16 protein-coding genes are annotated in these 20,643 nt (G+C 53.8%); 7 read left to right on the top strand and 9 right to left on the bottom strand.

From position 1 onward, the window contains the following. Nucleotides 1-469 precede the first annotated feature (469 nt). The 3 genes from E8E95_RS16370 to E8E95_RS16380 all read left to right on the top strand — a co-directional run bounded on the left by E8E95_RS16370 (nt 470) and on the right by E8E95_RS16380 (nt 5,901). The gene (locus E8E95_RS16370) at nt 470-2,422 is read left to right on the top strand and encodes a methyl-accepting chemotaxis protein (protein ID WP_280351893.1); all 1,953 of its coding nucleotides are present in this window, start codon (nt 470-472) and stop codon (nt 2,420-2,422) included. Between the two features lie 240 nt (nt 2,423-2,662). Next, entirely contained in the window at nt 2,663-2,884 is a 222-nt protein-coding gene (locus E8E95_RS16375; RefSeq protein ID WP_280351895.1) for a hypothetical protein, read from the top strand. 242 nt (nt 2,885-3,126) lie between these two features. Further along, nucleotides 3,127-5,901, top strand: a complete 2,775-nt coding sequence (locus E8E95_RS16380; RefSeq protein ID WP_280351897.1) for a LuxR C-terminal-related transcriptional regulator — start codon at nt 3,127-3,129, stop codon at nt 5,899-5,901. A gap of 472 nt (nt 5,902-6,373) precedes the next feature. Here the strand turns inward: E8E95_RS16380 and E8E95_RS16385 are convergent, their stop codons facing one another. From E8E95_RS16385 to E8E95_RS16425, 9 genes are all read right to left on the bottom strand, one after another. Beyond that, entirely contained in the window at nt 6,374-7,540 is a 1,167-nt protein-coding gene (locus E8E95_RS16385; RefSeq protein ID WP_280282247.1) for a serine hydrolase domain-containing protein, read from the bottom strand. A 33-nt stretch (nt 7,541-7,573) separates the two neighbouring features. Then, nucleotides 7,574-8,413 (bottom strand): SDR family NAD(P)-dependent oxidoreductase, encoded by an 840-nt coding sequence (locus E8E95_RS16390; protein ID WP_179060073.1) that lies wholly within the window; start codon nt 8,411-8,413, stop codon nt 7,574-7,576. A 33-nt stretch (nt 8,414-8,446) separates the two neighbouring features. Next, nucleotides 8,447-9,397 (bottom strand): NAD-dependent epimerase/dehydratase family protein, encoded by a 951-nt coding sequence (locus tag E8E95_RS16395; protein ID WP_280351899.1) that lies wholly within the window; start codon nt 9,395-9,397, stop codon nt 8,447-8,449. Nucleotides 9,398-9,431: 34 nt separating this feature from the next. Beyond that, nucleotides 9,432-10,244: a CmcJ/NvfI family oxidoreductase gene (locus E8E95_RS16400; RefSeq protein ID WP_179060075.1), complete on the bottom strand. Its 813-nt coding sequence runs from the start codon at nt 10,242-10,244 to the stop codon at nt 9,432-9,434. Between the two features lie 18 nt (nt 10,245-10,262). Beyond that, on the bottom strand, nt 10,263-11,444 hold the full coding sequence (locus E8E95_RS16405) for a cytochrome P450 (RefSeq protein WP_179060076.1): 1,182 nt from the start codon (nt 11,442-11,444) through the stop codon (nt 10,263-10,265). 174 nt (nt 11,445-11,618) lie between these two features. Further along, the gene (locus tag E8E95_RS16410; protein WP_179060077.1) at nt 11,619-12,455 is read right to left on the bottom strand and encodes an N-acyl homoserine lactonase family protein; all 837 of its coding nucleotides are present in this window, start codon (nt 12,453-12,455) and stop codon (nt 11,619-11,621) included. 46 nt (nt 12,456-12,501) lie between these two features. Further along, nucleotides 12,502-13,539, bottom strand: a complete 1,038-nt coding sequence (locus E8E95_RS16415) for an aromatic ring-hydroxylating dioxygenase subunit alpha (protein ID WP_179060078.1) — start codon at nt 13,537-13,539, stop codon at nt 12,502-12,504. Nucleotides 13,540-14,215: 676 nt separating this feature from the next. Then, nucleotides 14,216-15,493 carry an FAD-dependent monooxygenase gene (locus E8E95_RS16420; RefSeq protein ID WP_179060079.1) on the bottom strand — a complete coding sequence of 426 codons (1,278 nt, stop codon included), beginning with the start codon at nt 15,491-15,493 and terminating at the stop codon, nt 14,216-14,218. Nucleotides 15,494-15,780: 287 nt separating this feature from the next. Then, nucleotides 15,781-16,491 (bottom strand): GntR family transcriptional regulator, encoded by a 711-nt coding sequence (locus E8E95_RS16425; protein ID WP_280351903.1) that lies wholly within the window; start codon nt 16,489-16,491, stop codon nt 15,781-15,783. Between the two features lie 129 nt (nt 16,492-16,620). Here E8E95_RS16425 and E8E95_RS16430 point away from each other — a divergent pair, with 129 nt between their 5' ends. The 4 genes from E8E95_RS16430 (at nt 16,621) to E8E95_RS16445 (ending at nt 20,583) form a co-directional block, all read left to right on the top strand. Next, on the top strand, nt 16,621-17,661 hold the full coding sequence (locus tag E8E95_RS16430; RefSeq protein WP_179060081.1) for an aromatic ring-hydroxylating dioxygenase subunit alpha: 1,041 nt from the start codon (nt 16,621-16,623) through the stop codon (nt 17,659-17,661). Further along, nucleotides 17,658-18,614, top strand: a complete 957-nt coding sequence (locus tag E8E95_RS16435) for a PDR/VanB family oxidoreductase (protein ID WP_280282243.1) — start codon at nt 17,658-17,660, stop codon at nt 18,612-18,614. Before E8E95_RS16430 ends, E8E95_RS16435 begins: the two co-directional genes overlap by 4 nt. A 162-nt stretch (nt 18,615-18,776) precedes the next feature. Beyond that, entirely contained in the window at nt 18,777-19,601 is an 825-nt protein-coding gene (locus E8E95_RS16440) for an alpha/beta hydrolase (RefSeq protein ID WP_179060083.1), read from the top strand. Nucleotides 19,602-19,623: 22 nt separating this feature from the next. Continuing rightward, the gene (locus E8E95_RS16445) at nt 19,624-20,583 is read left to right on the top strand and encodes a PDR/VanB family oxidoreductase (RefSeq protein ID WP_280282242.1); all 960 of its coding nucleotides are present in this window, start codon (nt 19,624-19,626) and stop codon (nt 20,581-20,583) included. Nucleotides 20,584-20,643 lie beyond the last annotated feature (60 nt).

Here is a 20,643-nt window from a genome sequence, read left to right on the forward strand (position 1 = left end):
ATCTATCTGATGGGAAGTAGGAGCAGCGTCGTACACGGCGCCACCTAACCAGCAGCTTCCCCCCCAACAAACGGGGCGCCACCACAGCCGACGCCGACCACAATGAAACTGAGCCTCCCTCTCCTGCCCGGGACGAAACAGCAGTAGGCCCCGCCTGAACCGGCAGATATGGCGACATAACTAAGAGTGTGGCCTTCACGCTGCAGAGATCCTCGATATGCGGGAGAGGAAAGCCAACGCCGGGAAGCACTATCTTTCGGCAGGTGATCCGCCTGTTAGACAAGCAGAACCTGACCGCACAATAAATTGAGGTAAATCACTGCAGGAGATTAAGCCGAATCATGTATCGCTTAATTCAATAAATATATTGCGGTCCACCCACCACAAACCAGTGCCTTTTAACGAGCTTTTGTATTCGACTCCTGGCCCATTAAAAGCTCTCTCTTAAAGCAGCCAGAAGGATAATAAGATGCTGCAACGCACCATATTTTTTCTCGCAGACCTAAACGTTGGCAAAAAAATGATGCTGGCCTTTGGTTTGGTCTCATTGCTGTCCATCGCGGCAATTGCCATGGCCTTAAAGACAGCCGAGCTTCTACTGGATGGCAATAGACAGAGCCAAGCAATCGGTGAACTAAACCTTCTTCTGCAGGAAGCTCGTGGAGCCGAGAAAGACTTCTCTCTGACGGGCAAACAAGAGAACGCTGACCTCCTAGAGCTCAAGCTCTCCAAGCTAGACATTCGAGTCAACGAAATCCTGGAAGATAGAAGTACAGTTAACCATGAGCAATTGAAAAAAATTAGACTCAATGCTCGTGCCTATCGAGAGCAGTTTGACCATTTCCACGCCACTAAGACTCAATCAGACTTAGCGTTAGCCGAAATGCAGAAACAAGCCGAAAACGCTCGAATTCAACTTGAGTTCGTAGAGCTAGACATGTTCAGTGCTTTACGGGAATCGGTGAACGGTCAAGGCGAACTAGATCCAAACACCCTAACGTTTGCAGAAAACTCCTCGACGCTATTGCGCCTACTCCTGCAAATGCGGGGCTATGAATTTGGATATGTTCAGTGGGACGATAAGCAAGAACTCTCCGCTTGGAAGGAGATAATGAGCGATGCCGAGGCAGATGTGTCGCGGCTTCGGGGTCGGATTGGCGAGGAACACCAGGACATCCTCCAGGCAGCACAAGAAGCCCTTACCAATTACCACTCGGCCTTCAAGCGATACAGTGAAAGCCGCGCAGCCAACCAGCACAGCGCGATGCAAATGCAAGAGCTGGCCGACCGCGTATTGCAGGGTGCCAATGAGGCCTTGAATAGCCATCGAGACTGGTTGGAAAACTATGCTGATACCATTCTGCATCTGCTGGTTGTCAGCGCCGGCGTCATTCTCACGCTTGCACTGCTGGCAGGATGGGGGATCCGCCAATTGATCCTGCCACCACTCCATCAGACGCTGGACCTCGCCAAACGCATAGCCGCTGGAGACCTCAGCCAGAACATCACAACAGCGCGGCGCGACGAACTCGGTCAGCTTTACCGAGCGATGGGAGGCATGACCTCCAACCTGCGCGAGCTCATACGTCGGATCCTGGATGGCGTGGATCAACTGCGTGGTGCAGCGGGTGCGTTACAGGAAGCCAGTCAACAAAGTAGTGACGGTGCGCTTGACCAGCAACGCCAGACAGCGCTCGCGGCTAACGCCACGCGCCAGATGGCAACCTCTGCCGAGGCGGTCGCCAACTATGCAGAGAATGCTTCCGGAGCAGCCGCAGATGCAAACAAGCACGCCGAAGCTGGCGAGCATGTAGTGCGTAAAAGCGCGGAGCAAATCGGCCGCCTTGCCAACGACGTGAAGTCATCCACTGATGTAATTAGGGACCTTCACCAAAGCAGTGAGCGCATAGGTGGCGTGTTGGACGTCATCAAAATGGTGGCTGAGCAGACCAATCTGTTGGCACTCAATGCGGCGATTGAGGCGGCTCGTGCCGGCGAGCAGGGGCGTGGCTTCGCGGTAGTGGCCGACGAAGTCAGGGCCCTAGCACGGCGAACTCAAGAGTCGACACACGAGATCGAAGCTCTTGTCGCAGAGCTGCAAGGTATTTCCTTGCGTGCTCTACAGCAAATGACCGAGAGCTCCGAGCTAAGCAACCAGGCAGTGGCGTACGGTGAACAGGCACGGCAGTCACTCAACCGAATCACCTCGGCGGTAAGCAGCATCGAGCTACTTAACGGACAGATTGCCGCCGCTGCCGGAGAGCAGAGTACCGTTGCGGTGGAGATAAGCCTGAACGTCGAGAATGTTCGCAGTGTTGCTAACCAAGGCGCCGATGCCACCCAACGTGTCGCGCTAGCCAGCACTGAGCTGACTCGCTTGGGCACGGAGCTCCAACAATTGGTTCAGCAATTTCGGATTTAGCTTTCGCGGTCCGAGACAGGCCAGCAAACCGCCGGGCATCCATCTGCTACGGCCATCCAAAGATAGGATCATTTCGATCCTGAGGCAGCACACCCTTCTGCCATCTTGGACGAACAGGGCTCGCCACCAAGAGATTGGAGAGTTTGATCAACCGCGCCTCTGTAGTCAGGGCAATGACTATTGGTTGGGCGCGCGTCATCACATGGTGCCCGCTCAGCCCCCAAACCAATGGATATTGGAATGATTTTCACCGTCGCAAACATACAAGCAACGTCGGATATTCGGTTCGACGTCAACGAGCGAGAGCTGCAGATCGTCTACACAAATCCACATCCAGGCAATCAGCGGCGCACACTACAGGTTCGCTTTGGCCCTCAAGCCACCAGAGAACTGGTTGAAGCTGTTCGTGCCCTTGACGCACAGCTCGACTCGCCACTGGATAGAGTTCTTTCTTCGGATTAGGTCGCTAAACCCGCGATTGACGACCGCACGAGACACCAGCGCTTGAGCAATTGGGAAGCCTGCTCACGGGGCTTTCGACTCGAAGGCACGATGTTGCCTCGACGTCTGCAACGCGGCCATGGGATGGCTAGCGCGGCAGCAATACGCTAGGGTTGAGCTACCCGCCAGGCCACCTTGCTGCTGCAGAGTTACTTCGGCATATTCCGCTGAGGGTACCAATACCAATAAGAAGAGCTATGGCCATGATTCCTGCCTCTACTAAGGACCAAGGGCCGCACAACCGTGACGCCCTTGAACCGAACCAGATATATCTGATCGCATCCAGACTGCAGCCACCGGTTGACGCTCGCAACCTTGTAGCCCGAGCGAAGCTAAGCAGCTTGGTACTATCGGGTGCGCATAAGACGCTGACGCTTGTGAGTTCGCCGGCAGGCTACGGCAAAACCTGCTTGCTAGCCGAGCTCCAGCAGGAGCTGCAAAAGTCAGGGATGCAGACTGCTTGGCTCTCGATAACCCCACTAGACCAGAGCCTGCCGGTCTTCAGTGCCTATCTCCGAGCAGCCATCGAGCTGGCATCCAATGTGGATCAAATCCATGGCCCGATTAGTCGGGTTGGCTCCAACACACTAAGTGAAGCCTTCAATCGAACCATGGCCCTGATTGAGGCGAGCGAAGAATCCCCGCTGTACCTCTTTCTGGATGATGTTCACCATTTGGCAGGCACCGACTCGGTGCGTCTCCTCTCCATGCTCATCGACCACACTCCGCAAGGAGTACGATTTGTACTCTCCTTTCGTGGCGAGCCATGTCTGTCAGTCGCAAGACACCGAATGCATGGCAAAGTGACTGACTTTACCAGCCAGGACCTACGTTTCGAAGAAAACGAAACGACCGCTTTGCTGGCGGCAGACGCAGTGACAGCAATCACCCCCGAAGACATTCGGTCCTTGGTACAGCGCCTTGAAGGGTGGGCAGGAGGTCTGAAGCTGGCTGCGCTGCTACTTAAGCGCACTCCCGAGCTTATTCAAGACCTAAAGAACTTTAGCGGCGAACGGCGCCAATTTGCCGACTTCTTCCTTCAAGATGTCTTGGCAGATCAACCTAACGACGTTCAAGAGTTCCTTATTTTGACGTCGATACTTTCCACCTTGAATGCTTCCACCTGTAACTTCCTGACAAAACGCACTGACGCCCAGCAAAAACTTCTTCAGTGTCTTTCCCAAGGGCTTTTTCTACTCCCATTGGATGGCGAAAATCGGGACTTCCGACTACATCCATTATTCTCTGAATTCCTCTATCGCACACTACTGGAGCGATATTCAGATCGAGTGTCAGAACTTCACATCAGCGCAAGTCGAGTTCTTGAAAACACCGGCAATTTTAACGAAGCATTTAGTCATGCGATCCAGGCGCAAGATGACCTGCGGGCCGCCGAGATAATGAACTCTCATTTGGAGGAAATTTTTGACGCCAAGGAAGAAGCCTTAGCACTGGTCAAGAAAATCCCTATGGATACTATGATGGAGTATCCAAAGATTGTCATGGCCCATGTATGGAAGCTTCTGACACTTTGGCAGTTCGAGACTTGCAAAAGGCTGCTCTCTACACTCCGACAGCGCTTGGACGAGAAAGAGAGAAAGAATGGTATTAATGAAGAGTCTCGCGAGCTACGCCTCATTTTCCAGCATCGCGAAATGATGCTATCACTACTCTCCGACAACCTGGAAAACGTTGAAGAAAGTGCACAGTATTTAATTGATAACTATCATGACGCACACCCTCTTCTTAAAGGCAGCCTTTATAGTTCACTGATGTACGCTCGACGGGAGCGCTTCAAGTTCGATGATATGGAGCGCCTTAACTCTCTCGCCCTCGAGTATTTCAGTAACTTTGAACGCGGGCTTACCGATATATACCACCAAGCGATGATCGGCCCCTCCCGATTCGTAGCGGGTCAGACGCGTCGTGCTATCGATGAATTAAATGCGGCTTTACAACTGGCTGAAAAGATTGACGGGAAAGGCTCACCATTAGCCGCGCTGATTGCCATGCATCTCGCCAAAATCCACTACGAGTTGGACGATCTGGAACAATCACGCGAGCTGCTCTCCCAATACCTACCCTCTGCGAGCCAAAGGGGCTTTGTAGATCAGGCAATCGCTGGTTGGCTAACCGCCGCACGACTGGCGATGATCGATGGAAAGCCCACTAAAGCCTTTAGCCTACTCGATGAAGCTGACGCCTTTGCTGCGAAACACCAGTTTGATCGCTTGAAGTTCTTCAGTCTTGCTGAGCGCTTGAAGCTTCTGTTGCGTCGGGGTGAGATCGATGACGTAATTCGCCTCGGTAAGAAGCATGGCTTGCGCGGAGAGCCAGCCGCAACAGTAGCACCGCACGCAACCTCTAGGAGCCGCGACGAAGCCAGAGCCTTAGCATGGACACGTGTTGCCCAGGCAGAAGATCGAATTCCCGAGGCACTAGGCTTGGCCAAGCAGTGGCACCGCTACCTTAACGGCAGAGATGCCGTGAGGAGCTGCCTCCGTTGGGAGTTGGTGATAGCCCACTTGCTACTCCTCTCCGGAGACAAACGGGCCGCACAGCGCACACTGAGAGAGGCGTTATCAACAGCCGAACCTGGTGGCTTTATTCGCTTGTTCCTCGATGAAGGTGCCTGGCTCGAAGGCTTGCTTAAAGAACAACTGGAGAGCACTCCTACTAGCGAGAAAACAGGAGACGCATTTGCTCTGACAGTTCTTGAACACATGGGCGGCAGCTCGAGCCAAGCGGCGAAGCTCACGGAGGCCGAGGACGTTCCAGTTATCGGCGCCTTTAATACTAGGGAAATGGAAATCCTGTTAATGGTCTCTGCCGGCATGCTGAACCGCGAGATAGGCAACAGGCTTGGTATGACCGAGGGATCGGTGAAATGGTACCTGCAGCAGATCTATGACAAGCTCGGAATCCGGCGCCGCTCTCAAGCGGTGGAGCGCGCCAGGCAGTTGGGGATCATTCAGTAGATCGAAGCCCGGCCAAGCGTCCGAACTACGAAGGCGTCAGAACGCACGAAACAGCCACTCTGACGCCGATTAACCTATTTCCACCACCGCGGAACAGGATGCAGGTAACCAGCGTTTTTTGAACGCGGTGCCTGGTCCAACAATCTGCACCTGCAGCTCTGCTTCACAGGCAACGCACGCCTTTTTAGAACCGCGAGGGAGAACCCTCGCCCACCTCGAGTGACAGGTTCCTCCTTTGCCGTCGCGGAACAGGTGCGAGCGAAATGTCGGCTTGTCTGCCCCCGCCCAAAAGAGCACAGCGCATGCCCTGCACTCGGCGCGAGCCAGTGCAAGGCCTTTTGTTCGGCGTCAGAATGAGCGTGATGCTCGAGGAATACGAAGATGGCCGCTTTCGCGAAAGCTCGGCGTTCGGAGATAAAAGAAGCGCGGAAATCTCCAGCAAGATAACCGCGCAAAAGGGTGAACGACTAAGTCAGACCGCAGCGCCAACGATGATGTCGGACATGCGTTGGAATCGCTCGATGTTGACGGCCTGCGGCAGCACGCCCGCAGTGAGGCAAGAGAAGCTGATGTCGAGTTGAGGATCTATCCAGAACATCGTCGTGCCAGCCCCATAATTTCCGAAGGTCTCGCGAGACGTGAGCGTGCCAAATTGATGATGCACGAGCTTCTCGCCACGCACGCTAAAGCCTAGCCCGATGTAGGCTGGTGGCGGGTTATCCCAACCAGCGCGAAGGGCCACGCCACGGTAAAGCTCGTTGTAGAGATCGCCAGTCCAGTTTTGACGAGCGAGCTCTATCATCCGCGGTGAAAGAATACGGGCTCCATCCAACTCGCCGTTCAGCCTTAGCATCTCGGCAAAGCGCCACATATCCGATGCAGTCGAAACTGCACCAACATGGGGGGCTTCGTTCACCTCTTCCTCGAACAAGCTGTACTTCCCGGGCTGGGTACGTCCCAGGACAGCAATCGGAACCACACCGCGCATGTCCGGGACGACTTTTCGGGCACGGAGATCCGGCCGCACGCCCAGCCATGAATCGACCATGCCCAGCGGTGCAAACAAGTCTTCATGGAGAATGCTGCGGAAATCTCGACCTTTGGGGTCAGTTCGCCTCAGCATCTCGGCTATCAGTATCTGGTTGCATGCGGGGGCGTAGTCGCAGCGCAGACCTGGATCGATAACACCGTGTACGTTCTCACAGACTGCAGCCAGGAGCTCATCGAGGCGGTCCTGATACATATCGGGCTTCGGGGTCCATACCCCTGGCATACCGGTAGTGTGGGTCAGCAGGTGGAAAAGTGTGGTCTTATCCCTGGGCGCCCCCATGAACTCGGGAATGATGTCTTTGACCTTGGTGGTCAGGGCAAATTGACCCAACTCCACAGCTCGCAGAGCGAGCACGTTGGTAAACGCCTTGGTCAGCGAGAAAATGCTGAACACCGAGCTCTTGCTCAGACTTCTGGTGTGATCCGCATCCTCAAAGCCTATGGCCTCATCCAGACCAACCACGCCTGCACGTGATACGCGAATCACGGCACCGTGGTAGAGACCCTTCTCAACATCGGCGCGAATGACCGATTTCACCAGGTCAAGGCGCTCTTCTGACCATTGGCTCTTTGAATTCGAGATGTTCATCAATATCTCCGCAGATTATGCAATGCGTACGATTCAGGCCGGATTCTTCTCTTTCCAATCGAGAGCCTTTTGCACAGCCGCATCGATCAATGCATGGCGATCGGAAATAAAGCCGAATAGTTCAGGGTGCGGGAAGATGAAAAGCTCACCCTCTTTGATCGCATGAACGACCTGCTTACCCGTGTATTCAGGCGTCAGCCATGGAATCTGGACATTGCCGAAATGCTCAGTTTCCTCAAGCATTACGTCATGGAGCTTGCCGTCATTCAGCTCATTCGGACGATTACGCGAGCTCTTGCCAATATTGGTCCGCACCGGTCCAGGGCAAAGCACACTTACGCCTACATTGGAGCCTTCGAGCTCCTGGCTCAGCACCTCAGAAAGGGCATTCACACCAAACTTGGTGACGCAATAGGAACCAAGCTCCGGAGTAGTAGCAAGGCCAGACATCGACGACGTATTCACGATATGGCCGCCGTCGGCATTGCTTTTCAGAATTGGGAGAAACGCTTGGACGCCATGAATGACGCCCCAGAGATTCACATTAATAATCCAGCGCCAATCGGAGATGGACAAATCGGCGATCGCCCCCATGGGCCCGACACCAGCATTATTGCAAACAACATGGACTGTACCGAAGCGTTCGACCGTGGCGCGAGCCAATGCCTCGACGCTTTCGTAATTACTTACATCAGTGCGAATACCTACCGCACCGATTTCCGAGGCAGTGGCTTGAAGGGTTCCCTCTTCGATATCAGCAATGACGACCGTCATTCCCTCAGCTATGAGCTGTTCAGCGATGCCTCTGCCAATACCGGAGGCGCCACCGGTCACGACAGCAACCTTTCCTTTCAAGTTTTCAAGCTTACTCATACACACCTCTTCTTGTAATTTATTCGTCAAGTATCAGCGCTTGGCCAATTGAGGATTAGTCAGAATTACGTTCCGAACAAACTCGTCAACTGAACCATCGCCAACAAATCCCAGTTGAAGTGCACCTGGAGCTTTAAGCGGACACTGCTTAAAAAGCGCCTCAACTTGGGGGACAGACTCACAAGTGACAAGCTCATAGACCTGAGGACCGTAGTAGTCGGCAAGTGCAGAGACAAAGTCCTTCATCTGCAGATATAGCGCAGGCAGAGTCCAGTTTCGTCTAGCGGGTAAATCACCAGCAGCTACTTCCCCAGCATGAAGAAGATTCTCAACGCAGCGTTTCAAGGACATCACCCACGTTCCAGACTCCGGCGCCATCGGAAGGGTGAATGGGCTACCTGCAGCCACCGAAAAGAACACGTCGCTCAAAAAGGCGGAGAGCATGGTCACGGAACCTGCGGGTCGCGCAACAATCCCCGACAGTCGCAATGCCACACCATCAATAAAGCCCGCCCGCGTATAGTCATTGATGAGAAGCTCACCGATTAGTTTATGCGTGGCATAACTAATCCCTGGATTTGGAAGCGTCTCATCATCGACATGTGAACCCCAAGGCGGAGAAAACACTGCAACAGAGCTTGCATAAACAACCCGCGGGCAGTTCCCTTGAAGACGTAACCGTTCAAGAAGCTCTATCGTAGCGTCAAGATTGGTTGACTTTCCGAGCTCGAAATTATCGACCGATTGTCGACCCGCAACAGTCGCAAGATGAAAGATGCGGTCCGGCTTTCCGTCCAAGATACGAGTCAGAGTAGCGCCATCGTCCAATCGACCTTCAATTTGATTGACACGTGCGTCAGATATAGCGTGATCAAAAGCAATATCTGTCAGTACGAACGTATCATCGGGGGCCGCGCGACTTAACAGCTCCCAAGCAAGGGCGCTGCCCACAAATCCAGCCGCCCCGGTAATTAGCGTATGCACCGCTACCTCCAGACTTCAGATTACAATCTAGGCGCTACGGGATGTAGGCAATAGTACGAACTTCAATACTCTCTCGTGCAGGTGCATCGGGGCTGGTGTGCGGATCGTTGAATGAACTATGGGCGGCCCACTGCACGGCTTCAGCATCAGAGTCGACCATCTTGAACATCAAAACTTCTTCTGGGGTCATGGCTGGATAGAAATACCAGCGTTGCTCATCGCTGTAGGAGATATTGAATCCAAACGCAGGACTAACACCCGATCGAGTTGCTAGCAGTTTGCAAAGGTGCTGGTCCTCTCGAGAAATGGTAGAACCGTCCACTACCGCCAGCGGGTTACGGTCAATAGTCTTGAGAGGCCGCCAAACGTTGATGATCATCCACCGACCGGAGAGATAACGAGCCTTGTGCTCCTCGGGCGCATAGAGTTGAGCAATTGCGTGCGCGGTAGGTATGTCATAGTCGACATGGGTGTTCATGGCTGGGGTACGGGCATTCGTCTGACCACCCTCCGTAGCACCACGGACTTGCTCACCAAAAACCTTCACATATTCAGCACCGGTTTTTTCTTTAATGAGCTCAGCAACCTCGGCAAAATACACCGAGCGGACCTGATCCACATCGAAGAAATTGGTTACCGAACTATCAATTCGCCCGAGGGTAAACGCATTCTCCTCAAGGGACGCGTTGATGTTTCTCGCGTTGTGGATCCTGACATCATGGGGAATCAACCTGATACTTGCGTTTGCCTTTACGGCATCATCCATCACAGAAAGTTTTTGTGTCGGGTCACCAAAATTCATGACCACATCAACATGATCAATATTAACACCAGCAATATTAGCCATTTTCAATGCCCTCCAAGTTTAAACAGCATGAAGCTTGAGCGGGACATTGACCCAGCCCTGAATATTGTTATTGATCAAGCGAACAGGATTACCTGCCAACTCAATTCGCTTTACTTTCTGCAGAAGAACCCTGAAGAGGCATTCAAATTCGACGCGGGCAAGTAGCTGGCCGGCGCAGCTGTGCACACCGACACCGAATCCGAGGTGGGGTCCCCGGCGCCGCACATCAAACTTTCCTGGTTGATCCCAACGGCTTTCATCCCGTCCGGCTGCTTTGAGGAAAACGCCGACCACATCGCCTTGCTTCAGCGGCATTCCTTCAAGTTCGGTATCGGACATGACCAATCGCCCCAGCATCCTAGGTGGCGGGTCAAATCGCAGCGACTCTTCGAAGGCCGCCTTCACAAGACTGGGATCCTCGCGCAGGGCATCCCATTGCTCCGGATCCTGGCTTAGGGCGTGAAGGGTGTTACCGATACCAGTCATCGTGGTGTCGAATCCGGCCCCCAGCAGGGTGAGGACAAGCAAATCGGCCTCTTCCTTGTTGATGACACCATCTTTCTCAAGCTGGTAGATCTTGCTAGCCATTCCCCCCGACGACACAGTTTCACGAGTTGCATTCTTGTCCATCCACGCGAACGCGTCCTCGGCCTCGACGATGGATTTAGTAAGAATCTCGTTGCGGGGGCCAGCACCATTGAACGCAGCAAGACCAAACTTAAGAATCTTTTCGCGCCCTTCGGATGGTAGGCCAATAATGTCCGGGAAAATTTTAAGAATATAACTAGCTGCGAGATCCTGAACGCCGTCCACGACTTGCCGTCGCAACATTTCGTCGACTATTACTTCCGCTTGGCGAGTAAACTCCGATTCCAGTCCCTTGATTCCTTCAGGACCGAGGATTTTCATAATTGCGTCACGTGCGCGCTTATGCTCCGGCGGATCCTCAGTAACCAGGATCCGTGGGACCAGCGATTGGTCATCGACACCAAAGGGACGGCCGGTCGAAGAGAAGATCTTCCAGTTACTCAGGACTGCCTGGGCGGCCTTGTGGCTACCGACGAAGAAGCAGTCATGTTTATTAAGCCGAACAACAGGACCAATCTTACTTACATTAATCTCTTCAGAGTTACGAATCGACTCCTCAGTCCAGAGATCAATATCAGTAGACGGGATGGAATCCCTAAACAGGCCAGCCATAATTATCTCCTCTTATTTTTTTTGCAGATCCAGTAACTGGACCGCCTACTCAAAGACCGCGACTTAGCACTACATAGGTTCCGAAACTATCAACACCTAGAAGGACGAGCACCTATCTAAGGATAGAGACAACCAAACCTAGAAACTAATGCCTGGATAAACTCGACATAACAGCTAGGCAGTTCCATTTTCGAGATCCCCGTGATCCAGATTGGTCGTGGGCGGCACATGTAGGCAGACAATATCCGCGGACTCACACTCAAAAGCCGGAAAGCGACGTCGGACCAAGGGGTCATGACCGGGTATCAAATGATCTGGAGAGTCCGCCAGCCGAGAAATAAGCCTATAACCATCCAGCATGTCACCCACGTTAAATACGATGGGGAACGGAGAGTCTTCGAGAATATTTGAATAAAAATGACTAGCATCCGAAGCCAGCACCACCCATCCGCGCGAGGTATGAACACGCACTACCTGTAGGCCAGCGGTATGTCCACCAACCTTGTATACCTCGACCCCAGGAACCAACTCATAATCGCCATCATGGAACACGACCCTATTTTGGTAGACACCCCGAATAAGGTTGACCACATCTTCAACGTTGTATGAATGACGCAGTGGTCGATGCAGCATGTAACGCCCAGTTGCGAAGCTCACTTCATCATCTTGAATATGAAATCTTGCCTTGGGCAGTAGATCAATATTCCCAGCATGGTCGTAGTGGAGATGCGTGATGATTACGTCGTGGAGCTCATCAGGATTAACTCCAAGGTTTCTCAAGGAGTCGATAGGGCAACGCAACAACGCACGACCTCGTTTATCTGCCGCCTGTTGATTGAAGCCAGTATCGACCAGAATTGAATCTACTTCCCCCTTGATTAACCAAACGAAGTAGTCCATTGGCATTGCATGATCGTGGTTGTGATGGCAGTCAATAAAATTCTCGTGACGACTGCGGTCCACGCGTGCGTAACGCACCGCAAAGACTTCATAAGTTGGAAGTAAACTCAATTCCGGCCTCCCGCTTTTCTATACCAACTCCAGTAAAAGAGCTCTTTCAGGAGCCTTGGACAGTTTCGGCCTTGCGCAAACGGTCAACAATCCAGCGAAACTGACCGAGAGCTTGATCCGAAGAAGTTGGCACCATATCGGCGTCCGGCTTGAGATTCAGAACGCGCTGCTGAGCCTCAATCATGACGCGATCCTCTTCAAAGGCCATCCTGGCAGCTTTGAACATCTCGTCAGCCATCTCGTCATTACCGCGGATCGAATCGGGCCCCCAAGAGAAGAAGTATCTGGAGGTAGTCTCGGTAATGGCGGTGACGCCTTGACACGTCAAGGATTCAAACAGCGGTTTGTCGGTAGGAGGTTGATCACCCAAAAGTGCGGCGGTACCTGGCGGATAGACAGCGTTGTGCATGATCATCACGCCAGGGACATAGAATGTGTAAGCATTCCACATATCAACAGTGTCACCTGTAACACCACTAATAGTCGGCGGCGCCGGCTGGCTTACCACCCAGCGCTCAACTCGAACAGCTCGTTCAAGCCGGGTTACTTTCGGACGTGTACGAGCCCAGTCGAGACTCGAACCGAAGCTATTCGGGTGCACATACGAAAGGTGCGAGAAGTCCAGCAAGTTGTCGTTGATGTACTGATAATGCGCGAGGTAGTCGATTTGGCCAGATCGGAATATCCATTTTGGATCGTCAAGCTTGGCCGAGAGCGGGATTAGCGAAGGATCAGCCGATTCAGGATCACCCATCCAGACCCAAACCCAACTATGCTGCTCTACAACAGGGAAGCTTCGTACACAGGCTTTCGCAGGAATCGTTTCTTGGCCCGGAACTTCAACGCACTTTCCATTCGGAGCGAACTTGAGGCCATGGTACATGCAGCGCAGTGCATCACCTTCAACCGAGCCCAGTGATAGCGGCGCGGCGCGGTGGCAGCAACGATCCTGAAGTGCGACAACATCCCCTTTGCTATCACGGTAGAGCACGATCGGTTCGTTAATGATGGTTCGACTTACAGGGGTATCACCAGGAACCTCGTAATCCCATGCTGCGATGTACCAACAGTTCTTCACGAACATACTGTTTTCCTCTTCTTATTCTGAAGTCTTGAGAAAGGCCCCTAAGGGTCGCACCCAGATGCGCGAAATGCCTTATCCACCTTTATTGTGTGGTAATCGTCTAACTCAAAAACCTATCTTTAGAAAGCCCGGTGTGACGTACTTGATCGCCAAGCTCGGGTCATGCCGAATGAGCGCGTGCACCACGCTTTGGCAATACGCGCCTCACCTGTATGACTAGCGCAGCATCGCCATATATTTTTAAAATAGCGACTCGGTCCCAGGCGCTGGTTTCCGCGGATTGACGAGGCTGACCGAACAGGACATAAATTCCATCGCCTGCATTTCCAGGTTTAAGCAGGACACTAACTACGATCGGGAAGAGTCAGCACGTCGACTGAATCTATTTACACATTACCCCTTGAACCATCGCAGCACAGCAAGTGACTAGGACTGCCTTGTAGTAAGAGACAGGGAGAGATCCGCCCGCGCGTAATTAGCCCAGAAATCCGCTCGCAACATAAAGCACGTAATAGCAAAGCAATTTATTTCGTTGTTGCTTCGTAGCTAGTCATCCGGCGCTCCACCAGGCAGGACGCAACGCCGAATAACTACACCTTTCTGCATTCCCTATCTTTTCTCTCCTATCGAAAGATAGAGATGGTGGTTGCCTGTCTTTTTCTGTGACAGGCCGCCACTAACCAGCCCTCTCGATGGTCACGCCTCCGTGACCGCTCACGATCCCACCGTTGTTGCGCAGATCCTCTGCTACATAGGATTGCCGCCAATCTTCACGGTACGGACGCCCAGCGAGATCAAAGGTGGAAAGCATCGCTTTGCGCTTGTATTCCGAATTTCCGAGCATCGCGAAGAAGCCTGCCTCGTCCGCCTGGCGCTTGGCCGGCTCGCGCTCCTGCATTCGGCGCTTCAGCTCAATGGCAGTAGGACTGGCGATCTCAACGAAGCAGCGGCGACGTTCGTATGCATACCAATCCAGCGCGTCGTCCGCAGCCTGGTTATTGAACTGAGCGGACAGGGATTTGATAAGCAACGACGCATCCTGTACCCCGGAAGTGAGTCCCAGGCCACCAATTGGGTTGGTCGCGTGAGCCGCATCACCGGCTAGCAGCACCCTTCCGCTTCGATAGGTTTCAGCTGAACGCTGATGCACCCGATAGGAGTTAGCCAGCACCAACTCGTATGGCTCACTGGGATCAGGCAGGATTCGCTTGAAGCGCTCAGTGATACGAGCAACACGCTGCTCTTCAGTCAGTTCCGTGCTTTCGCCGTAGGCAACACGCCACAAACCGTCATTATTGATCTTTGCGACAACGCGCCAATCATCGGGATCGGCCACCATGTTGTTGTCGGCATAGTCGAACTTCTCGAAGTCGTAGATGAGGTTCGTCGCCATGAAGACCTCATCCCAAGTGAAGCCCTCGAACTGAACCCCCATGGCCTTGCGGACAGCGGAACCGGCGCCGTCGCATCCGATCAGCCAATCAGCGTCCAGGAACTCTTCGCAACCATCGCGCTCCAGCTGCAATTGCACTTTGTCGTCGGATTGGGTGTATCCCTGGAAAGCTGTCGCCCACTGGATCGTCGCATTCGGCAGAGCTTTCAGCCGCTCAAGGAGCAAGTCCGCGAGCTCATCCTGGCCGAAATGAAGGATGTACGAGTAGGGGGTGATTCCCTCCAGATCGTGAAAATCAAGCCCACCCTTTTGCCCAGACAACAGGAAGTGTTGAGTGAATCGGTAGCCAAAGGCGCCAATGCGCTTCGCGTCTTCCAATACCCCGACGTCATCAAGAACCTTCAGCGTGGAGGGCAAATAGACCATTGCCCGTGGAGATCGAAGAACCCCCTCCCCTTTGTCGATTACGGTGACTTCGGCTCCGGCCTGCGCTAGCCCCAATGCAATCAACAATCCAGTAGGACCAGCACCAACCACGACGACCTTGTTACCGGCAGCCATCTCAACCTCCTGAGATCTTTTTGTTATTGCCCGCAGAGCCATGAAATACGGTCGTGTCGGGCGGGAGGTTGTCAGTTAGAAGCGCAAGAGAGAGCGTTACACCTATCAAAAGATAGCGAGGGGCTCGGGACGGAGCCGAGCGCTTACAGCGGAAAGGGACATCTCATGGGAAGGCCGGTGCTCGGGCAACGCTAATGCGCGCTGGCCACTCCTTCCGCACCGGCCCGGCAAAGCTTTGGATCCTATAGCGAAGCGGCACGAACGCAAAATTGGATCCACTATACCCCTTAGCCCTGTATGACGCGCAGCCCTGGTCTTGACGACTGCTTGGTGGCAAATAGCTCTGCATAGCCCAAAGTAGCGTTGGCATGCTCCTTCATGATCCCCTCCGCCCTAGCGCCTGCACCATGGATCAACGCGTCGTACACGGCGTGATGCTGCATATGGGCAAAATTAAATCGGCGGTATTCCCGCGCCATGTCATTACGGTCCACAGCTAGCGCGGTGACGGACGCGAACGGAAGGTGGTTGTTGCGCAGCAGGGCCATCTCGATGGCGGGATTCCCGCTGGCCTCAATGATCAGGCTGTGGAAGCGCATATTCAGATCCTGATAAGCCTCCAGGTCATCGTCAGTGACGAATCCTTTCGCAAATAACAGATCCCCTTCTTCCAGGCATTGCTGAAGGCCCCGCAGGCACTCCTCGGACAAGCCTCGCTCAGCGGCCTGCCGGGCCGCCAAACCTTCCAGCACCCCCCTGACCTCAACCGCCCCCGCAATTTCCTCGGGACTAACGCCCCTGACCAGATAGCCCCGGGCACCGGCCCGGCTCAACAGGCCCTCCTGCTCCAGCGTGCGAAAAGCAATACGCACCGGCGTCCTTGAGACCCCAAGCGCCTCAGCAGTGGGTATTTCAGCCAGCCTTTCGCCAGCCGCGAGTTCGCCAGAAGCGATCATTTTTCGAAGGGTCACGAGGACATGCTGCCCGGGCTTGCTCATCTTCAACTCCCAAAAAAGGACTACGCACCTGCGTATTGGATTCAAAAATCCCGGTTGACATCTTACCTCGGCGTATGGGCAAACTAAATTGGATCCAATAACAACAATCCCGCCTGGGAGGAGTCAATCATGTTCCTGAAGAACGCCTGGTACGTTGCGTGCACACCCGATGAGATCGCCGACAAGCCACTGGGGCGGCAGATTTGTGGCGAGAAGATCGCCTTTTACCGTGGCGTCGAAGGAAAGGTCCATGCAGTAGAGGATTTCTGCCCTCACCGTGGCGCCCCGCTTTCGCTTGGTTTCGTAAGGGACGGACAGCTCGTTTGCGGTTATCACGGCCTGGTCATGGGCTGCGATGGAAAGACCGTCTCGATGCCCGGTCAACGAGTGCAAGGCTTCCCTTGCATCCGCTCCTTCCCGGTAGTCGAGCGGTACGGCTTCATCTGGATCTGGCCAGGCGACGCCGCCCTTGCCGATGCCAATGAGATCCACCACCTCGAATGGGCTGAAAGCCCCGACTGGGCTTACGGCGGTGGCCTGTACCACATCCAATGCGACTATCGACTGATGATCGACAACCTGATGGACCTGACGCACGAAACGTACGTGCACGCGTCAAGCATTGGCCAGAAGGAGATCGACGAAGCTCCGGTTGCCACTCATTCTGAAGGCGACACAGTCATCACCTCGCGGTTCATGAGCAACATCATGGCCCCGCCCTTCTGGCAGGCGGCGCTCCGCGGCAACAATCTTCCGGACGATCAGCTCGTTGACCGCTGGCAAATTTGCCGTTTCACCCCTCCCAGCCATGTGCTGATCGATGTTGGCGTGGCGCTGGCAGGCAATGGTGGAATCAATGCGCCCGCGAATCTCAAGGCCAATAGCATCGTGGTCGATTTCATTACACCGGAGACAGAAACGTCGATCTGGTACTTCTGGGGAATGGCCCGGAACTTCCAAGCCCAGGACCACGCACTCACGGAACGCATCCAGGAGGGCCAAGGGAAGATCTTCGCCGAAGACCTCGAGATACTTGAGCAACAGCAACGCAACCTGCTGGCCTACCCCGAACGCAAGCTGCTCAAGCTGAACATCGACGCAGGTGGCGTCCAATCCCGTCGCATCCTTGATCGACTCATCGCTCGTGAAAGCGCCACGGAGGTCATGTGATGGAAGTAGTCGTCACTGCAATCGCAGTCGAAGCGGAAGGTATCAAAAGCTTCGAATTCCGCAGGGCCGATGGTGCGCATTTACCTGCATTCAGCGCCGGATCTCACATCGACGTGCGCACCCCCGATGGTCACCAACGCCAGTACTCGCTCTGCAACTCCCAGGATGAGCGAGACCGCTATCTCGTCGGCGTGCTGAAGGAACCGAACTCACGGGGTGGCTCCAAGTCGATGCATGAGCAATTGGAGGTCGGCGCCCGGGTCGAAATTAGCGAGCCGAAGAACCTGTTTCCACTCCACAACGCGACCAAGCGGAGTCTGCTGTTCGCCGGCGGCATCGGCATAACCCCGATCCTCTGCATGGCGGAGCGCCTGGCAACAATTGGCGCCGACTTTGAGCTGCACTATTGCTCACGCTCTGACGACCGAGCGGCGTTTGTCGACCGCATCAAGTCAGCGTCCTTTGCAAGTCGCGTGCATTTTCATTTCGATACCGGCCCCGAAGAGCAGAAGCTGCAGGCCAGCGTCGTCCTTGGCGAGCCAGGAGATGGCGTTCATCTATACGTCTGCGGCCCTGGCGGATTCATGGACTTCATTCTCAACACCGCGCGGGATAGCGGATGGAGTGAAGACCACCTCCATCGGGAATACTTTGCTGCCCAACCAGCGTCCGCGCCAGGTGCGGATCAGGCATTCGAAGTCCAGGTCAGCAGCACCGGTGAGGTGTATACCGTTCCGGCAGAAATGAATGTTGTCCAAGCCCTGGCAGAGCATGGAATCGATATCCCCTATTCTTGCGAACAAGGCATCTGCGGTACCTGCACTACGCGCGTACTAGGTGGCGAGCCGGATCATCGCGATATGTTCCTCTCCGCGGAGGAAAAGGCAGCGAACGACCAGTTCATGCCTTGCTGCTCTCGAGCCAAAAGCTCCCGCCTCATCCTAGATCTTTGATCCTCTCTGCCCATGCTCAAACCGGCTTCATTGGGTCGGTTTGAGCCCATCACCCCCCTCTCCGAGTAGTTAGCCGAGATCAGGCTATCCAAGGATAGGTGTCCTAACACACAGCACCCTTCATCGTGTATCTGCCAATAACAATAGTGCAGGAGTACTTCGATGAATTCGATGACGTGGGGCGATGCCCGTGTGGACCATTCCGGTTTCCAACGAGACGAGTACGTTGTCGAAGGAACTCGGACTATTGTCTACAGCGCTGGTCAGGGAGAACCCCTCGTGTTCTTTCATGGTGCCGGCACCTGGCACGGCATCGACTTTGCCCGCACATGGATCGATCGTTTTCGCGTCATCCTGCCCTATCACCCCGGTTTCGGTGAGTCAGACGATAGTGAGTCAGCCAGTAACTTCCAAGACTACATAGATCACTACCGAAACTTATTCTCCCTGATGAATCTAAGTCGATTTCATCTCGTCGGCTTTTCCCTCGGCGGCCGACTGGCCGCTGAGTACGCGGCCGAAAACACTGAGCAAATTACGAAACTGGCTCTAATTGCTCCAGCTGGTCTCGAAGTGGAAAACATCTCGCTTCCTGACCTTCGTGAAGTAAAGCCGGAAGAATTCCCTGCCTACATGGTGAACGATCTCTCCACGCTCAAGCGTTACCTTCCTGACGGCTTCGATCCGCAGTTCATGAAGATGAGAGAAAGAGAGACGTCGTCGACAATGCGACTGCTTTCGGATGGTTTCAACAACTTATCAATGCCTGAGGTACTCCAGAAGCTGAGCATGCCCTCCCTAATTGCATGGGGACAGGAAGATCGGCTTCTTCCAGCCCCCCTCGCTGTGCACTGGCAAAAATACGTACCTAATGCACAAATCCAATTCTTTGCAGATGCAGGGCATCTAGTTCTGGACGAGTCCGTCGTTGCCAGGGAAGCAGTTGCGAAGTTTCTTTCAGCCACACCGAACAAGAACGAGCAGTAAGCCTGCTTGCTAGGAGTACCCCATGTCTGCCGAATTTCTAGATCTGATAATTTCCGCCATTAGATCGGAAGCTAAAGACACTCTTTCGTTTGAACTTAAGTGCGCAGACGGAAAAGAACTGCCCGAATTCGCACCAGGTGCCCATCTCGAAGTTCACCTCCCTAATAGCCTGGTTCGTCACTATTCGTTGTTCAACGACTCGACTGAGCGCAAGCGATATCAAGTAGCGGTGAGCCTTTCCCCCGAGAGCCGGGGCGGCTCTAGCTTCCTTCACGGTGGCCTCAAGGTTGGGCAAACCCTGCGAGTCCGGCCTCCGCGCAACAATTTCCCGCTAGTCGCTGACGCTGAACACTACAACTTCATTGCCGGCGGGATCGGGATCACCCCGATGCTTTCCATGGTTCGCTGGTGTGAACGTCAAGGTAAGAATTGGCACTTGCACTATCTCGCCCGCACGAAATTGAGAGCCGCATTTTACGAAGAGCTTCTGGGCTTCGACAGAGAGAAAGTCACATTCCATTTCTTGGACGACAGTAACGGAACCCAATTTGATGTCGAATCGGCAATCTCACAGATGCGCTCCGATAGCCACATCTATTGCTGCGGACCTATGCCGCTCATGCAACGCGTTGAGCAAGCCGCTTCAACTCGTCCTTCTGATCACGTTCACTTTGAATGGTTTAGTGCTCGACCAAAGGACGAATCAGAAGTCAACGACGGGTTCAAACTGATTATCAAGAGTACCGGACAGGAATACCTAATTCCCGCGGACAAAACCATTCTGGATGTCCTCGAAGAAAATGACTACATGATCCCTTACTCCTGCCGCGAAGGCATCTGCGGTAGTTGCGAGGCAACAGTTGTATGCGGAACACCGGACCATCGAGACACTGTGCTTTCGGACGAAGCAAAAGCAGCAGGAAAAACCATGCTGGTTTGCGTTTCGCGCTCTAAAACACCTGTTCTTGAACTGGATATCTAACAGCAGTAGTGCACAGCATCGTCGATGCATCCATGAAAGCGAAATAAAACTTCAAATCTA

It is taken from the genome of Pseudomonas sp. BN414, from assembly GCF_029871275.1.
GTDB lineage: Bacteria > Pseudomonadota > Gammaproteobacteria > Pseudomonadales > Pseudomonadaceae > Metapseudomonas > Metapseudomonas resinovorans_C.

Coding starts and splice junctions, on each gene's coding strand:
- E8E95_RS16370 (WP_280351893.1), top strand. CDS start 470: ATGCTGCAACGCACCATATTTTTTCTCGCAGACCTAAACGTTGGCAAA.
- E8E95_RS16375 (WP_280351895.1), top strand. CDS start 2,663: ATGATTTTCACCGTCGCAAACATACAAGCAACGTCGGATATTCGGTTC.
- E8E95_RS16380 (WP_280351897.1), top strand. CDS start 3,127: ATGATTCCTGCCTCTACTAAGGACCAAGGGCCGCACAACCGTGACGCC.
- E8E95_RS16385 (WP_280282247.1), bottom strand. CDS start 7,540: ATGAACATCTCGAATTCAAAGAGCCAATGGTCAGAAGAGCGCCTTGAC.
- E8E95_RS16390 (WP_179060073.1), bottom strand. CDS start 8,413: ATGAGTAAGCTTGAAAACTTGAAAGGAAAGGTTGCTGTCGTGACCGGT.
- E8E95_RS16400 (WP_179060075.1), bottom strand. CDS start 10,244: ATGGCTAATATTGCTGGTGTTAATATTGATCATGTTGATGTGGTCATG.
- E8E95_RS16405 (WP_179060076.1), bottom strand. CDS start 11,444: ATGGCTGGCCTGTTTAGGGATTCCATCCCGTCTACTGATATTGATCTC.
- E8E95_RS16415 (WP_179060078.1), bottom strand. CDS start 13,539: ATGTTCGTGAAGAACTGTTGGTACATCGCAGCATGGGATTACGAGGTT.
- E8E95_RS16420 (WP_179060079.1), bottom strand. CDS start 15,493: ATGGCTGCCGGTAACAAGGTCGTCGTGGTTGGTGCTGGTCCTACTGGA.
- E8E95_RS16425 (WP_280351903.1), bottom strand. CDS start 16,491: ATGAGCAAGCCCGGGCAGCATGTCCTCGTGACCCTTCGAAAAATGATC.
- E8E95_RS16430 (WP_179060081.1), top strand. CDS start 16,621: ATGTTCCTGAAGAACGCCTGGTACGTTGCGTGCACACCCGATGAGATC.
- E8E95_RS16440 (WP_179060083.1), top strand. CDS start 18,777: ATGAATTCGATGACGTGGGGCGATGCCCGTGTGGACCATTCCGGTTTC.
- E8E95_RS16445 (WP_280282242.1), top strand. CDS start 19,624: ATGTCTGCCGAATTTCTAGATCTGATAATTTCCGCCATTAGATCGGAA.